Source organism: Trinickia sp. (assembly GCF_051953405.1).
Lineage (GTDB): Bacteria > Pseudomonadota > Gammaproteobacteria > Burkholderiales > Burkholderiaceae > Trinickia.
The window spans coordinates 73,743-88,122 of record NZ_JBQCIV010000121.1 but is presented as its reverse complement, the minus strand read 5'-3'; the positions used below and the strand labels follow the sequence as shown (position 1 = coordinate 88,122).

General features: G+C 65.3%; 15 protein-coding genes. 8 read left to right on the top strand and 7 right to left on the bottom strand.

The window, feature by feature from the left end; all coding sequences use genetic code 11:
* Positions 1–27: 27 nt before the first annotated feature.
* Complete coding sequence (locus tag ACTHN9_RS21170; RefSeq protein WP_440538729.1) at positions 28–639, top strand: TetR/AcrR family transcriptional regulator; 612 nt, start codon at positions 28–30, stop codon at positions 637–639.
* 68 nt (positions 640–707) lie between these two features.
* On the opposite strand, the gene ACTHN9_RS21165 is transcribed toward ACTHN9_RS21170, so the two are convergent.
* The 6 genes from ACTHN9_RS21165 to ACTHN9_RS21140 all read right to left on the bottom strand — a co-directional run bounded on the left by ACTHN9_RS21165 (position 708) and on the right by ACTHN9_RS21140 (position 6,715).
* On the bottom strand, positions 708–917 hold the full coding sequence (locus ACTHN9_RS21165; RefSeq protein WP_440538758.1) for a DUF2795 domain-containing protein: 210 nt from the start codon (positions 915–917) through the stop codon (positions 708–710).
* Positions 918–1,006: 89 nt separating this feature from the next.
* A complete protein-coding gene (locus tag ACTHN9_RS21160; protein WP_440538728.1) occupies positions 1,007–1,270 on the bottom strand; it encodes a hypothetical protein in 264 nt (87 codons plus the stop codon).
* A 123-nt stretch (positions 1,271–1,393) separates the two neighbouring features.
* Entirely contained in the window at positions 1,394–2,731 is a 1,338-nt protein-coding gene (locus ACTHN9_RS21155) for a C45 family autoproteolytic acyltransferase/hydolase (protein WP_440538727.1), read from the bottom strand.
* A 153-nt stretch (positions 2,732–2,884) separates the two neighbouring features.
* Entirely contained in the window at positions 2,885–4,618 is a 1,734-nt protein-coding gene (locus tag ACTHN9_RS21150) for a ClcB-like voltage-gated chloride channel protein (RefSeq protein WP_440538726.1), read from the bottom strand.
* Between the two features lie 176 nt (positions 4,619–4,794).
* The gene (locus ACTHN9_RS21145; protein ID WP_440538725.1) at positions 4,795–5,529 is read right to left on the bottom strand and encodes a glutathione S-transferase; all 735 of its coding nucleotides are present in this window, start codon (positions 5,527–5,529) and stop codon (positions 4,795–4,797) included.
* A 109-nt stretch (positions 5,530–5,638) separates the two neighbouring features.
* A complete protein-coding gene (locus tag ACTHN9_RS21140; RefSeq protein ID WP_440538724.1) occupies positions 5,639–6,715 on the bottom strand; it encodes a YeiH family protein in 1,077 nt (358 codons plus the stop codon).
* A 124-nt stretch (positions 6,716–6,839) separates the two neighbouring features.
* On the opposite strand from ACTHN9_RS21140, the gene ACTHN9_RS21135 reads away from it, so the two are divergent.
* The 7 genes from ACTHN9_RS21135 to ACTHN9_RS21105 all read left to right on the top strand — a co-directional run bounded on the left by ACTHN9_RS21135 (position 6,840) and on the right by ACTHN9_RS21105 (position 13,835).
* Positions 6,840–7,745 (top strand): LysR substrate-binding domain-containing protein, encoded by a 906-nt coding sequence (locus ACTHN9_RS21135; protein WP_440538723.1) that lies wholly within the window; start codon positions 6,840–6,842, stop codon positions 7,743–7,745.
* Between the two features lie 93 nt (positions 7,746–7,838).
* Positions 7,839–8,654, top strand: coding sequence for a sugar phosphate isomerase/epimerase family protein (locus ACTHN9_RS21130; protein ID WP_440538722.1), 816 nt, complete (start codon positions 7,839–7,841; stop codon positions 8,652–8,654).
* A gap of 81 nt (positions 8,655–8,735) precedes the next feature.
* On the top strand, positions 8,736–9,689 hold the full coding sequence (locus ACTHN9_RS21125; protein ID WP_440538721.1) for a sugar kinase: 954 nt from the start codon (positions 8,736–8,738) through the stop codon (positions 9,687–9,689).
* Between the two features lie 115 nt (positions 9,690–9,804).
* Positions 9,805–11,091: an MFS transporter gene (locus ACTHN9_RS21120; protein ID WP_440538720.1), complete on the top strand. Its 1,287-nt coding sequence runs from the start codon at positions 9,805–9,807 to the stop codon at positions 11,089–11,091.
* 6 nt (positions 11,092–11,097) lie between these two features.
* Complete coding sequence (locus tag ACTHN9_RS21115; RefSeq protein WP_440538719.1) at positions 11,098–12,087, top strand: 2-hydroxyacid dehydrogenase; 990 nt, start codon at positions 11,098–11,100, stop codon at positions 12,085–12,087.
* Positions 12,088–12,328: 241 nt separating this feature from the next.
* Complete coding sequence (locus ACTHN9_RS21110; protein ID WP_440538718.1) at positions 12,329–13,408, top strand: LacI family DNA-binding transcriptional regulator; 1,080 nt, start codon at positions 12,329–12,331, stop codon at positions 13,406–13,408.
* 61 nt (positions 13,409–13,469) lie between these two features.
* Positions 13,470–13,835 (top strand): DUF3022 domain-containing protein, encoded by a 366-nt coding sequence (locus ACTHN9_RS21105; protein ID WP_440538717.1) that lies wholly within the window; start codon positions 13,470–13,472, stop codon positions 13,833–13,835.
* 54 nt (positions 13,836–13,889) lie between these two features.
* Here the strand turns inward: ACTHN9_RS21105 and ACTHN9_RS21100 are convergent, their stop codons facing one another.
* Positions 13,890–14,330 (bottom strand): PGDYG domain-containing protein, encoded by a 441-nt coding sequence (locus ACTHN9_RS21100; RefSeq protein ID WP_440538716.1) that lies wholly within the window; start codon positions 14,328–14,330, stop codon positions 13,890–13,892.
* Positions 14,331–14,380 lie beyond the last annotated feature (50 nt).

Sequence of the window (14,380 nt, the reverse complement as noted above, 5' to 3'; positions counted from 1 at the left end):
TTGAACGATGGTGCTAAACTTCACGCCATGAAACGAAAACGCTTGACCCGGGAAGAGAGCAAGGAGCAGACGCGCCTGCGTCTGCTCGATGCTGCGCAGGCCATTTTCATGAAAAAGGGCTTCGTGGCCGCGAGCGTCGAAGACATCGCGGAAGCCGCGGGCTACACGAGAGGGGCGTTCTACTCGAACTTTCGCAGCAAATCCGAGCTTTTGATGGAGCTGTTGCGGCGCGATCATGAGCGGATGCAAGTGGACTTGCAGTCCATCATCCAGGAAGGCGTGGCGCGTGAAGAGATGGAAAATCGCGCCTTAGCGTTCTACAGCCAGTTCTTTCGCGAGAACGACTGCTTTCTGTTGTGGGCGGAGGCCAAGCTGCTCGCGACGCGCGACGCGAAGTTCCGTGCGCGTTTCAATGCGTTCTCGCGGGAGAAGCATCAGTTCTTCACCGATTACTCGCGCTTGTTTTCGGAGCGTGTCGGCACCCCGTTGCAGATGCCGCCCGAAGTGTTGGCGCTCGGTCTCATTGGGCTATGCGAAGGGGTGCAGTCGTTTCGCGTCTGCGATCCGCAGTATGTCACCGCCGATCTGACCGAGGCCGTCTTGGCCGGCTTCTTTTCGAAAGCGGTGTTCGGCCGATGATCGCCGGCGCTTGCCGCATCGGTGTCGCCGGGGGCGTTCGGCCGTTCGGCGCCTTCCTCCGAACGCGCTCACACCCCTAGGCCCGGCCCGTAATTGCTGCCGATGAACCGCGTCACGTCGTCCACGCCCGCATAGTCCTGTTCCGGCAAGCCGTCGAGAATCGCGAGCAGTTCATTGCTCGCACCCGCATCGCGGGCGGCATCGACGATTCGATCCTTGTTGGCCGGGTAGCGAACGGCATGCAGGACGTCCGCGATCTGCAGATCGATCGCTTCCATCGGCACCGACGATAGATCGGGAGCCGATACCGAAGCCTCGCTAGCCGGCGCGTCGGCAGCCGCTTTGCGGCGCGCTTTGCCGGGCGCGCTCACGTGCGCGCCAGCCGTTCGTGCGCGGCGAAGCGAACCGCCAACTCGTGCTGCTTCGGCAGCTTGATGCGATGCCAGTGGCCGGCCTTCGCAGCGGGGTCCGCCGTGACATCGGGGGCGGGCGGGGCCACCGGGGCTGCATTGGCCCGCGCCGCCGCCAGGGCGGCGTGCGCCGTGGCGCTGTCGAATTTGCCGGTATGAATCGGTGCCGCGAAGCACGAAGCCGAGAGCAATGCCATGGTTGTCAGTGTCGAGACTTTCATCGCTCGACCTCCTTCTCGATAGGGCGTACCGTCGATGCGCTCGGGGTGGCCGATCGAATCCGACGACGCTTGGGCGTACATTTCGCAGCACGCCTCGTGCCTAGGCCGCGCGAATTCGCGGCCCTAACGCAGCACTTCGAAGCGCGCCCATGGCCACGAAGGCCGGTCGCGCATATAACCGTTGAGCCAATTCCATTGCGGGTGGCGTTTCATGAACGCTTGGGCGTCGAACGGTCTTCCGCACGGGTGGCCCCAACGCGCCCAAAACGCCAGATCGCGCGCCATGTCGCTGTCGACGACTTTTCCGTCGTGCGCGCCCCAAGGATTGAACGGGCCGATATCCGAGCCGCTAGCGCGGGCATCGTCGAGTTCCAGATGCCCGCAGATCGTGCGCGAGCACGGGTTGTCGTCGCGGTCGAGATAGACATCGCGATGATCCGCGATCATCTGCTTGGCGATCTCCACGTCGATCTTGCCATGGTGCAATTCGGCCAGTTCCGCAAAGCGTAGCCGTCGCGCACCGTTTTTGCGCACGTCGGCATTGTCCTTGCCTTCGCCGACGCATTCCTGCTCGAGGATCTTCGCGTCGGTCGCGCTGTTGTAGCCGCTATAGAAGCCGTCCTTCGTGCTTTCGAACCCCGAATAATGCAGGCCGAGTTCGTAGCGCGCGATTTCTCCGGTCTTCGTATCGCCGAGCAGCCAACTGTTCGCGTAGCCGCCGTTGTTCGACTGGGCGAACAACTCGCACCAATCGCCGATGGTGTTGGCGTACTGCGTGGCGCGGCGCGACCGATAGAACTCGGGCGCACCCGCGCTGTTGTAGCCGGCGAAATTCGAGATCGTCGTTTCGGTAATCATGAGTCCGGCCGACGTGAGCCAGAAGTCGGTCAGGCTCGAAATGCAGCCCGGCAAACCTTGCATGAGGATTCGATGCCCGGAATCGGGCACGATGTCGAACACGACGTTGAACGCGTCGCCCGCGGGGTAGCGGTCCCACGAGTTGTGCGCCATGACGATGCGCCCGTCGTGCGTGGCGCTGCCCGTCGCGATGAACGCGCTGCAGGGATGGCCGCGCCGCGCCATCCACGGCTTTTCGCCTTGTCGCGGCTCGCGTGTCGCCACTTGGGACGGCCACCAGCTTTGGAGTAAATCCATGTAGCCGTTCCAGGCCAGCACTTCGTCGAAGCGTAACTTGGCGCCGTCGGCGATCCCCTGAATTTCGTCGGCGAACTCGGTGTCGAGCTTCGACGCGAACTGAGAGACGGCCGCCTTCGCGAAGGTCTCGAAATCTTCTCCCGTGTCCCAGCGCGCGAGGTATTTCGCGGTACGGATCGCGTTCTTGATTTCGTCGGCGAGTAACTGACCGTGCTGTTCGCCGCGATCGTACGGTTCGCCTTCGATATGCACGAAAATCCAACCCGCATGGTCGCGCCGCACGGCGTCGAGGGACGGTTCGCTCATCTTCGCTCCTGATCGACTCATCGATCGAAAGGGCTGCGCTCGGCGCGCCTCGGGGCGGCGCGCGGCGGGCTCGGCGGCCTGCTTTTCATTGTAGAAAATATGTGGCGCTTTGCCATGGCGGCAAGCGCGCGCCGCTTCTTCCGGGCGAAGGCGCTAGATAGCGGGATTCATCCGACGGTAGGCGTCGAGCAGGGAAGTCTTGTAGACGGCGCCGACGAGGGTTGGCGCATCGGCGCTCGCGACGACGGGCAGGCGCTCGCCCTGAAACGCGAGAAAGCGCTGCAAGGCGACGCCGATCGGCATGTCGGGCGTGAGGACGGCGAACTCGGGCTGGAGGTAGTCCGCCGCCGTGAGATGGGACGTGTCGCGCTTGTCGAGCAGGTCCGACGTGATGTCCTTCAAGGCGACCACACCTCGGAAATGCCCCGCCTCGTCGGTGACGTAAAGGTACTTCACCGGGTATTCCAGGAACACGCGGGTCATGTCGCGCACGCTGGCGTCGAGCCGCACCACGGTATCGGCCGGCTTGACGAGTTCGCGCACGTGGGCGGCGCGCAGCCGCGTGCGTTCCTGCTCGTCGGCATGCCGGCGCAGCGTGATTTCGTACATCGACGTCTTGTTGATCGCCCGCGACACGAAATAGGCGACGACGCACGACAGCATCAGCGGCAAGACGACCTGATAGCTGAGCGTCATCTCGAAGATCATGAGAATTGCCATCAGCGGCGCTTGCGTGGCGCCGGCCAGGAACGCGCCCATGCCGACCATCGCGTAGGCGAACGCGCCCGAGGTACCGTGCGGCCACAGGCCGTGCACGGCCAGGCCGAACAGCGACCCGAGCGTCGCACCGACGAACAAGGTAGGCGTAAATACCCCGCCGACGGCGCCGGAGCCTACGGTGGCCGCCGTCGCGATGATTTTGCAAGCGAGCACGACGACGAGCGCGCTCCAGGTCCACGGCGAGTGCAGGATCGAATTGACGACGCTGTAGCCGTTGCCCCAAACCTCGGGTACCCAAACGGAGACGATGCCGACGACGAGGCCGCCGAGCGCGAGCCGCACGGGCAAAGGCAGCGGCAGACGCTTGAAATGCGAGCGAGAGGATTCGATCAGATGCAGGAACTGCGGAGCCACGGCGCCGCACAGCAGGCCGAGCGCGACGAATAGCAGCACCTCGGGACCCGCGATCGCCGGAAATACCGGCATCTCGTAAGGCGGTTTATAGCCCGAGAACTCGCGCATGACGATATTGGCCACGACGGAGGAGACGACGAGCGGCCCGAAGTTCTCCATGGCGATCGAGCCGAGGACGATCTCGGTCACGAAAAACGCGCCGGCGATCGGTGCGCTATAGGCCGACGTGATCCCGGCTGCGGCGCCGCAGGCGACGAGCAGGCGCAGCCGCGGCGGATCGAAGTGGACCCAGCGGCCGACGATGGAGCCGGCCAGCGCGGCGAGTTGAACCATCGGCCCCTCGCGGCCGATCGATCCGCCGAATCCGATCGTAAACAGCGAGGAGACGCTGCGCCAGGCGCTCTCCCAAACCGGCACGACGCCATCGCCGATCCCGATCGCTTCCATGTAATCGGAATGCGCGCGTTTATCGGCGCGGCGCCGCGCGAGGATCAGGAAGTACCCGGCCAGCAGGCCGCCCGCGGCGGGAAGCCAGAGCCGGATCGTCCAGGGCAGGGCGTGCGCCATCGCGACGAAGCTGCCGCTGTGCCCGGAAATCGCCCATTGAAACGCCTCGATCGCGTGGCGGAAGGCAACCGTGGCGAAGGCGCCGAGGACGCCGACGACAACGGCCCAGACGAGCATCGTGTGGGCCTCGGAGAGGCGAAACAACGATTGTGCGCGCGTGCGCAGGCGAAGCAGAAATGAAAGCACGGAGGAAGCGTCGGCTCGGGGTTCGAAGGGATTGGGGACGAGCGCAAGCATAGCATCGGGTAGCGGCCGGCGAGCGCTTCGGCGACGAGCGCCTGTCGTCTGCGAGCGCCTCTGAGCGGCGAGCGCCTATCCGCGACGCGACGCCTCGCACGCGCGGTCTCGCCCGGCCGCACCGGTCAGCGCGCCGCCATGTCCAGCTCGGGATAATGCCGAAAGATGCCGGTTTCGTTGAACGGCAGGCGTCGCCGGGAGGCCAAATAAGCGGCGACGTTCGGCAACGCCGAGACGGCGTCGCGCAGAGCAGCCAAGCGCGGGTAATGCGAGGCGAAGTGCGCCGTTGCCCGCGGGAACGCGTAGTGCAGGCCCTCGATGAGCTGGAACATCGACAAATCGACGTACGTCAGCGATTCGCCCACGAGGTGACGCTCGCCATCGGGGTTTTGCGCGAGTATGCGCTCGAAGTAACGCATGAACTTGGGCAGGCGATGCTTGAGGAAATCCGTGGCGCGCGCCTTGGCCGGGGCCTCTTGATCTTCGTAGTACTGGCCGCTCGCAATGGGGTGATGCGTGTCGTGCACTTCGGTCACCATGTCGGCAATCGTCAGTTGAAGACTGTGCACGACGTAAGCGAGATCGCCCTTCGGCGCCAGGCCGAGCTTGGGCCCGAGGTACAGCAAGATGTTGGCCGTTTGCGAGACGATCAGATCGCCGTCCTTCAAAAACGGCGGGGCGAACGGAACGAACGGCGCGCTCTTGCTGTTCATGAGCGCGAGCATCGCCGATTCGCCCTGGCCTTCGTCGTCGCCGCCGCGCGCGATGTCGACGTACGGTGCCTGCGCGTGCTCCAGCGCGAGCCGGACTAATTCGCCGCGGCCTTGTAGGCCGTCCCAGTAATACAGTTCGTATGGCATCAGCTTCTCCGGAAAGCGGCGGCGTGCCGCGCCTCAATGATCGCTCCCGAATCCCGAAAGCGGCAATGGAGGGGACGGCACGCGGCATGCCCGCTGCGAGTTACCCGATCTACGCAAAGACGTGTTGGACACCCCAGGTGATGGCCAATCCGCCCACGATGAGCCACAAGTACAGAATGAAACCGGTGGCCAGCGCGCGCGGGCCGGCTTTGCGCACTTGCGCGATATGCGTTTCGATGCCGAGCGCCGTCATCGCCATCGTCAAGGCGAACGTATCGATCGCATTCAACGTTTGCGTCGCGACAGCAGGCAGCGTATGCAATGAATTCACGAGCACGCAAGCGAGAAAGCCCAGCGCGAACCACGGCACCGCTACCTTGCGCGATGCATGCGCCTCGCCGTGCGTGGCACCGCTGTCTCGCCGGGCCTGACGCGCCAGCCAGAACCCGAGCACGAGCAGGACCGGCACGAGGAGCATGACGCGCGTCATCTTGACGATCGTCGCGATGTGCGTGGCCTCGGGGCTCACGTTGCTGGCGGCGCCCACCACCTGCGCGACTTCATGAATCGTGCCGCCGAAGAACAGGCCGACGCCGAGCATATCGAGATGGAGCCAGCCAGCGCGAAACATGAGCGGATAAAGAAACATGGACAAGGTGCCGAACAGAACGACGCTGCCGACAGCCACGGCGCTCTTTTCCGGTTTGGACTGCAGCGTCGATTCGAAGGCGAGGACCGCCGCGGCGCCGCAAATCGCGCTGCCGGCCGCGTTCAGGATGGCGGTGTCGCGATCGAGCTTCATGAGCTTCATGCCGAGCCAGGTGCCGAGCACGAGCGTGCTGACGACGACGAGCACCGACACCGTCAGGCCCGGCAGCCCAACTTGTGCGATTTCCTGCAAGCTCACGCGCAGTCCGAAGAAAGCAACGGCGATTCGCAACAGCTTGCGCGCCGAGAAGTTCACGCCGGCAGCCCAATGCGCCGGCATGCCGGCGCGCAGCGTATTGCCGTAAATCGCCCCGGCCACGATGCCGACGATCAAGGGGCTGATGCCGAGGCCCGCGATGGCGGGAAGGGCGGCCAACCGGGTGACCGCGGCCGCAAATAGCGCGACGAACAAGATCCCGTTGAGTTGGCCGTGCGCAACGTTGTGCGACGGGGCGGATAAGGTAGACGTGGGGGACATCTCGGGGGCCTCTTGGGTGCCTTTGGGGCAAGGTTTCGATGGCCCAATCCTAAATTACATATAAGCTTATGAAAAATCGTCATTTGTGAAGTAATATATCGGGGTAGCCGATATTTATTTCGAGATGACAGCCGATCAACTGATAACGTTCGCCGCGGTCGCGGAGCGCCTGAACATTAGCCGGGCGGCCGACGCGTTGCATTTGTCGCAACCGGCGGTGTCGGGCCAACTGAGGCTGTTGCAGGACGAATTCGGCGAGCCGCTTTACCGGCGCGACGGCCGAGGGATTCGGTTGACGCCGAGCGGGGCGCAACTGGCCGAGTACGCCATCAAACTGAGGGATACGTTTCGGCAGGCGCACGCCTATCGAGATGCGCTGCGCGGCGTCGCCCGCGGCACGCTGCGCATCGGCGCCAGCACGACCATTGCGAGTTACCTGTTGCCGTACCTGATCGCCGAGTTCCAGCGTCGCTACCCCGAGGTCGAGATTCAGACCGCCGGCGGCAATACCGGAGAAATCGTGGCGATGCTTCCGTCGCTCGATATCGGCATGATCGAAGGGCCGGTCGGCGCCGACTTGCCCGAAGGGACGGGCGTGCGCGTGTGGCGCGAGGACGAGATCGTCGCCATCGCGCCGCGCGGTCACCCGCTGGCCGAGCGGGCATCGCAACCGGGCGCGGCCCCGACGCTGGCCGACGTGGCGGCCTATCCGCTTGTGATGCGCGAAGAGGGCTCGGGGGTGCGGCAGTTTCTCGAGCAGTCGTTCGAGGCGGCGGGCGTCCCGATGCAAGTGGCGTTGGCCGTCGCCGGTGTCGAAGGCGTGAAGGAAGCGGTGCGCGCCGGCATGGGGGTGGGATTCGTTTCGGCCATGTCGATGCGCCACGAAGACGGCGCGTTGGCGCAGTTGTCCATCGCACCGCAGGCATTGACGCGCCATTTCTCGATTTTGGTGCCGCACGAGGGGGCGCCGTCTCGCGTCGCCGCCGGGTTCCTGGCGCTGTGCACGGGAGAGCTGACGGGCGCCGCTTAGCGAGGAATCGGCGCTAGGGATTACCACGATGGCGCTCGAGTTGGCGTCGAGCGCAAGATCTCCCTCGTCGAGCCTGTCGCTCGATTTTTTTGAATGCCATTTGGAACCGGTTCCATCGACATGTCGAATCCGAATATCGCCCCTCAGCCGCCGGTTGTGATCGTGGCGAGTGCGTTCGGCGCACAGACCGTGCGTCGCGCAGGGCATGCGGCTTGGATCGATACGGTGGCGAGCGCCGGGGCGGCGGGCTTTGAAGTGCGCCGCGAGCTGTTCGCGCACGAGGCCGATTCGTCGTTCGAAGCATTGCACTCGCTGGGGGCGGCCGTGGCAGCGCGTGGCTTATGGGCGGTTTATTCGACGCCGGCCGAGCTTTATCGCGATGATGGAGCGTTGAACGCGACGGCGCTAGCCCAAGCGTATGCCGAGGCCGATGCGCTCGGTGCGCGATGGGTGAAGCTGCAGTTGGGCGGGTTTGCGCGGGACGCGCAGGCGGCCGCAATCGTTCGGGCGGGTGCGGGCCGATTGGCACGGCTCGTCGTCGAGAACGGGCAGCACGAGCGAGGCGGCGCGATCGCGCAGTTCGTCGAACTCTTTGCGGCGCTTCGTCGTGAGGGCGAAGCCCGCGCGCTCGGCATGACCTTCGATATCGGAAACTGGGCGTGGGCGGGCCAAGCGCCGCTCGACGCGGCCCGCGTTTTGGCCGACCACGTCGAGTACGTGCATTGCAAGTCGTCCGAAGGCGAGGGGGGCCGACGGTTTCCGGTGGCGCCCGCCCACGACGATGCTTCGTTTCTAGCCGTGCTCGGCCGGCTGCCGAGCGCCGCGCCGCGCGCAATCGAATTCCCGCTTGACGAGCGGGCACCCCTGGACGATGCGCAGCGCGCGGTAACCTGGCTCGCGGCGGCGTGAAACTTGAAACGCTCATTGGTCGCGAAAGGGTTAGCGTGCGATGGGCGTGTTGTGCAGTTGGATGCGAACAAGGAGTGAACGATGTCTTTCCCGCTCGATGTGTTGACCTATGGCGAGGCCATGGCGCTTTTCGTGGCCGACGAGACCGGCCCGCTCGCGGCCGTCGACCATTTCACCAAACGCATTGCCGGCGCGGATCTGAACGTCGCGATCGGCCTGTCGCGGCTCGGCTTTAATGTCGGCTACATCAGCCGCGTCGGCGCCGACGCATTCGGACGCTACGTACTCGATACCCTCGCGAGCGAGGGTATCGACGCCAGCCGCGTCGGCGTCGATACGCGCCATCCCACCGGTTTTCAATTGAAGTCGAAGGAGACCGATGGCCGGGACCCGAGCGTCGAGTATTTCCGCAAAGGCTCGGCGGCCAGCCATCTGTCGCTCGACGACTACGATCCCGAGTATGTCGGCGCCGCCCGCCATCTGCATCTGACCGGTGTGGCGCCCGCGATTTCGGCGTCGTCGCGGGAACTGGCCTTTCGGCTCGCGGAATCGATGCGCGCCGCGGGCAAGACGATTTCGTTCGACCCGAACCTGCGTCCGACGCTGTGGCCGTCTCGCGAGGCGATGGCCACGTCGCTCAACGCACTGGCCGCGCTGTCCGACTGGGTGCTGCCGGGGCTCGGCGAAGGACTGGCGCTGACCGGCTACGAGACGCCCGAAGACATCGCACGCTTTTACCTCGATTCGGGCGCGCGCGGCGTCGTCGTGAAGCTCGGGGCGCAGGGGGCTTATTTTCGCACCCCGGACCAGTCGGGCTATGTGGCCGCGCAGCCGGTCGCACGTGTCGTCGATACCGTCGGTGCCGGAGACGGCTTTGCCGTCGGCGTCGTCAGCGCGCTGCTCGAGGGGCGCGATCTGAGCACCGCGGTTGCGCGCGGCAACCGGATCGGCGCGTTGGCCATTCAGGTGATCGGCGATTCGGAAGGCCTGCCCACGCGCGCGCAGTTGGACAAGCTGGAAGCGGCAACCGTATAGGCGCGCAGCGGCAAGCAGCGACGGATTTACCTACACTGCACGCCATCTGCACGCAAGACGAGGCGGTGCCCGACACCGCCGGCCCCTTGACATCCCAGACAGGGAGGAGACACCCATGCCCGCAACGATTGCGCCTCGCCGGTGGTGGACGATCATGCCGATCGTGTTCATCACCTACAGCCTCGCTTATCTCGATCGCGCGAATTTCGGATTCGCTTCGGCCGCCGGCATCAACAAGGATCTGGGCGTCAGCCCCGCGCTGTCCTCGCTCATTGGCGCGCTTTTCTTTCTGGGGTATTTTTTCTTCCAGATTCCCGGCGCCATCTATGCCGACCGGCGCAGCGTGCGCAAGCTCGTGTTCGTGAGCCTCGTGCTGTGGGGCGCTTGCGCGGCGCTGACGGGCCTCGTCAGCAACGTCGCCGGGTTGATCGCGTTGCGCTTTCTGCTCGGCGTCGTGGAGGCGGCGGTGATGCCGGCGATGCTCATTTTCATCAGTAATTGGTTCACGAAAGCGGAGCGATCGCGTGCCAATACCTTTCTGATTCTCGGCAATCCCGTGACGGTGCTGTGGATGTCGGTCGTCTCCGGCTATCTCGTCCATGCGTTCGGCTGGCGCGAGATGTTCGTCGTCGAAGGCGCGCCCGCGATCGTTTGGGCTGTGTGCTGGTGGTTCGCGGTGCGCGACAAGCCGAACGACGTGCAATGGCTCGCGGCCGAAGACAAACAAGCGCTCGCCGCCACGATGGCGGCCGAGCAAGCAGCGATCAAACCCGTGCGCAACTACGCCGAAGCGTTTCGTTCGCCGGCCGTCGTCAAGCTGTGCGCGCAGTATTTTTGCTGGAGCATCGGCGTGTACGGGTTCGTGCTATGGCTGCCTTCGATCCTGAAGAACGGCTCGACGATCGGCATGGTCGAGACCGGTTGGCTTTCGGCTCTGCCGTATCTCATGGCCACGATCGCCATGCTCGCGGCCTCGTGGGCGTCCGACAAACTCGATCTGCGTAAGGCGTTCGTCTGGCCGTTCCTGCTCGTGGGCGCCATCGCATTCGCCGCCTCGTACGCGATCGGCTCGACGCACTTCTGGTGGTCCTACGCGCTGCTCGTCGTGGCCGGCGCCGCCATGTACGCGCCGTACGGACCGTTCTTCGCCATCGTCCCCGAGCTGCTGCCGAAAAACGTCGCGGGCGGGGCGATGGCGCTCATCAACAGCATGGGCGCGCTCGGCTCCTTCGTCGGGTCCTATTTCGTCGGTTATCTCAACGGTACGACGGGCTCGCCGGCGGCTTCCTATGCTTTCATGAGCGCCGCGCTCGTGGCAGCCGTGTTGTTCACGCTCGCCGTGAAATCACAGCCGACGGGCGATGCGCTGATCGGCGCACGCGCCCATGCCCACGGGAAGTGAAATCGAATGCAACCTAAGATCGTCGTCTACAAAGCCTTGCCGCAAGACATTCTCGAGGATTTGCGGCGACACGCGCAGGTTGTCGTCTTGGCGCCCGACCCGGGCCAAGATCGCGAAGCGCTGACCGAGGCGCTGGGCGACGCGCTCGTCGACGCCGACGGCGCGATCGGTGCGAGCGTCAAAATCGCACCGGCGACGATCGCGCGTGCGACGCGGCTCAAGGCGATTTCGACGATTTCGGTGGGCGTGGACAACTTCGACCTAGCCGATTTGACCCGCCGTGGCATCGTGCTCGCGCATACGCCCGATGTGCTGACCGAATCGACGGCCGATACGGTGTTCGCGCTCGTGCTGTCGACGGCGCGGCGCGTGGTCGAACTCGCCGAGTGGGTCAAGGCGGGCCGATGGAAGGGTAGCATCGGCCCGGAGCACTATGGCGTCGACGTACACGGCAAGACGCTCGGCATCGTCGGCCTTGGCCGCATCGGCGGCGCGCTCGCACGGCGGGCCGCACTCGGCTTCGACATGCGCGTGCTGTATACGAACCGGCATGCGAACGAGCCGGCCGAGCGCGCATACGGCGCGCGCCGTGTCGAGCTGGGCGAACTGCTTGCGCAGTCGGATTTCGTCTGCCTGCAGGTGCCGCTCACACCGCAGACGCGACACATGATCGGGGCTGCGCAACTGGCCGCGATGAAACGCAGTGCCATCCTCATCAACGCCTCGCGCGGCGCGATCGTCGACGAAGCTGCGCTGATCGCCGCGCTCGCCGACGGCACGATCGCAGGCGCCGGCCTGGATGTGTTCGAACACGAACCGCTGGCCCCCGAATCGAAGCTGCTTACGATGCACAATGTCGTCGCGCTACCGCATATCGGCTCGGCGACTCATGAGACGCGTTATGCGATGGCGCGCTGCGCCGCACGCAACTTGCTCGATGCGCTCGCCGGACGCCTCACGCACAACGTGGCGAACCCCGAGGTGCTGACCCGTTGAGCGGCGCGGCCAAGCGAGCGACCGACTAGCATTCGACGTGGGCGGCTGTGCAGCCGCACAGGTGGTGCGGCGCGCAGCGCTGCGCTATGATGCCGCCACCGAACGAATTGCAAAGCGCGCCCCGGCGCGCTTTTGTCTATGCGAGGCGAAGCGGCGGCCGTGCCGCGCATTCGCCTTCGACGAGGAGATCAGCCTTGGTTCCAGCATCATTCGATACCCGCGCGCGGCGCGCCGCCGAGCGATGAGCATCGGGCCACTCGGCATGGCCCGCCGCGCGACGATCAGCGATGTCGCACGCGAAGCCGGCACCGGTAAAACGAGCGTATCGCGCTACCTGAACGGCGAGACGAACGTCTTGTCGTTGGACTTGCGCGCGCGCATCGAAGCGGCGATCAAGCGGCTCGACTACCGGCCGAATCAGATGGCCCGAGGGTTGAAGCGCGGGCGCAATCGGCTCGTCGGGCTGCTCGTGGCCGACATCACGAACCCGTACACCGTCGGCGTGCTGCGCGGCGTCGAGGCCGCCTGCCACGCACTCGGCTTGATGCCGCTCGTCTGCAACGCGGCCAATGAAATCGAGATGGAACGGCGCTACCTGGAATTGATGACGACTTATCGAGTGGAAGGCGTCATCGTCAATGCGCTCGGCGTGAAGGAAGAGATGCTGCGGCCCGTGGGCGAGGGCGGCACGCCGGCCGTGCTCGTCGACCGCTCGATCGACGGGCTTGCTGCGGATATGGTCGGCCTCGACAACGGCGAAGCCGTGACGCTCGGCATCCGGCATTTGCTCGAGCAGGGATTCGACGATATTCGCTTCGTGGTGCAACCGTACGAGCGCGTCAGTTCGCGGCGCCTGCGCGAAGCCGCGTTTCGCGCCGCGCTCGAGCAAGCCCAGCGTACGCGCGACGCCGGCGCATCGCCGCTGCGAGGCGAAACGGTGGTGCTCGATTTGAGCGACGAGGCCGCCGTCGCACGCACGCACGAGGCGCTCGATTCGCACTTGGAAGCGGCATCCGAGCGCAGCGGGCGGCGTGTGGCATACTTCGCGGCCAACGGGCTCGTCGCGCTCTCGCTGGCGCTTCACTTGCACGGCCAATACGGAGCCCGTTGGCAGGAGCGGGTGGCGCTGCTGACCATCGACGATTCCGAATGGGCCGAGTTGATCGGCGTGACCGCGATTCGCCAGCCGACCTACGCGATCGGCTACCGCGCCGTCGAGTTCTTGCACGAGCGCATCGAAGGCGGCGTCGAACCGGCCCGCGAAGCGATGCTGTCGGGGGAGCTGGTGGTGCGCCGTTCGACTGCCTGGCGAGACGACTAATCCGCGCACCCGTCGGGCGGCGCGCCTCGGGCGCACCGCACGAAACCGCATTGAGCCTCACATGGAACTCTACCGATTCGAATGTCCGAGCGCCGATATCGAGGCGCTCGCTCAAGTCGTCAGCGATCTCGTTCCCGAGCAAACCGTGTTCGTGCAGCGCGCGAGAGAAGACGGCACGCCGTATCTGGACGTCCAATGGGTGGCGATGCGATTCGGATCGACCGCACGCCGCATGACGTTGAGCGTACACATCGCGGCACCGGCTTTGACGCGCTATCGTGCGTTGCCGCCGCGGATGCGCGCGCGCAGTTACGCGGTATTGCGCGCGTACGTCGAGGCGGCGTTAGGTTCGCTCGAGGAACAATACGCAGCCGGCGAAGCGGTGCCGCGCGAGGTGACCATCGAACTGGGCGACGAGTTCGCGTAGGCCGCCGCGGCGAGCGGCCTCGCCCTCAGTGCCGTTCTTGCGTTAGCGCGCTCGTCAGAGCGTTTCCGCCGCTCGGTACACCTGGGCGAATCGGTCGGCTCGAACGACGCCGTAATCGCCGGGCGCATATTGGAGCACCCAGTCGCCGGCGGTGCCGGTCAATAGGTCGCCCGCCGCGCGGCGGGCCATCGAAAACGGCGCATCCATGCGCTTGGCTAGGACCACGGCCGGCCGATTGCGATAGCGGCCGGCTTCGCCGTGGGGCAGGCCGGGCTCGGCAGGCACGTATTTCTCGTCGAAGCGGGCGCGCGCCACGACCCAACGGGCGCCGGCCGTGCCCGCGATCAGCGCATCGCCAGGCTCATAGCGATTCGCGCCTTCCAGGCTCATTAGCGAGCCGCTCGCTTGCGCGAATTCGACCGCGACCACTTCGTCTTTCACGTATCGCCCCGCGGTGGGATCCTCGCGCAGGTCGATCTCTTTCAATTCGATCATGGAACACTAAACCAACACCGGAAAGGCGTGAGCGTAGCGGGAAACCGCGC

Excerpts from the sequence above, each read along its gene's own strand:
- ACTHN9_RS21170 (WP_440538729.1), top strand. The coding sequence starts at position 28 with ATGAAACGAAAACGCTTGACCCGGGAAGAGAGCAAGGAGCAGACGCGC.
- ACTHN9_RS21165 (WP_440538758.1), bottom strand. The coding sequence starts at position 917 with ATGGAAGCGATCGATCTGCAGATCGCGGACGTCCTGCATGCCGTTCGC.
- ACTHN9_RS21160 (WP_440538728.1), bottom strand. The coding sequence starts at position 1,270 with ATGAAAGTCTCGACACTGACAACCATGGCATTGCTCTCGGCTTCGTGC.
- ACTHN9_RS21155 (WP_440538727.1), bottom strand. The coding sequence starts at position 2,731 with ATGAGCGAACCGTCCCTCGACGCCGTGCGGCGCGACCATGCGGGTTGG.
- ACTHN9_RS21145 (WP_440538725.1), bottom strand. The coding sequence starts at position 5,529 with ATGCCATACGAACTGTATTACTGGGACGGCCTACAAGGCCGCGGCGAA.
- ACTHN9_RS21140 (WP_440538724.1), bottom strand. The coding sequence starts at position 6,715 with ATGTCCCCCACGTCTACCTTATCCGCCCCGTCGCACAACGTTGCGCAC.
- ACTHN9_RS21135 (WP_440538723.1), top strand. The coding sequence starts at position 6,840 with ATGACAGCCGATCAACTGATAACGTTCGCCGCGGTCGCGGAGCGCCTG.
- ACTHN9_RS21130 (WP_440538722.1), top strand. The coding sequence starts at position 7,839 with ATGCCATTTGGAACCGGTTCCATCGACATGTCGAATCCGAATATCGCC.
- ACTHN9_RS21125 (WP_440538721.1), top strand. The coding sequence starts at position 8,736 with ATGTCTTTCCCGCTCGATGTGTTGACCTATGGCGAGGCCATGGCGCTT.
- ACTHN9_RS21120 (WP_440538720.1), top strand. The coding sequence starts at position 9,805 with ATGCCCGCAACGATTGCGCCTCGCCGGTGGTGGACGATCATGCCGATC.
- ACTHN9_RS21115 (WP_440538719.1), top strand. The coding sequence starts at position 11,098 with ATGCAACCTAAGATCGTCGTCTACAAAGCCTTGCCGCAAGACATTCTC.
- ACTHN9_RS21110 (WP_440538718.1), top strand. The coding sequence starts at position 12,329 with ATGAGCATCGGGCCACTCGGCATGGCCCGCCGCGCGACGATCAGCGAT.
- ACTHN9_RS21105 (WP_440538717.1), top strand. The coding sequence starts at position 13,470 with ATGGAACTCTACCGATTCGAATGTCCGAGCGCCGATATCGAGGCGCTC.
- ACTHN9_RS21100 (WP_440538716.1), bottom strand. The coding sequence starts at position 14,330 with ATGATCGAATTGAAAGAGATCGACCTGCGCGAGGATCCCACCGCGGGG.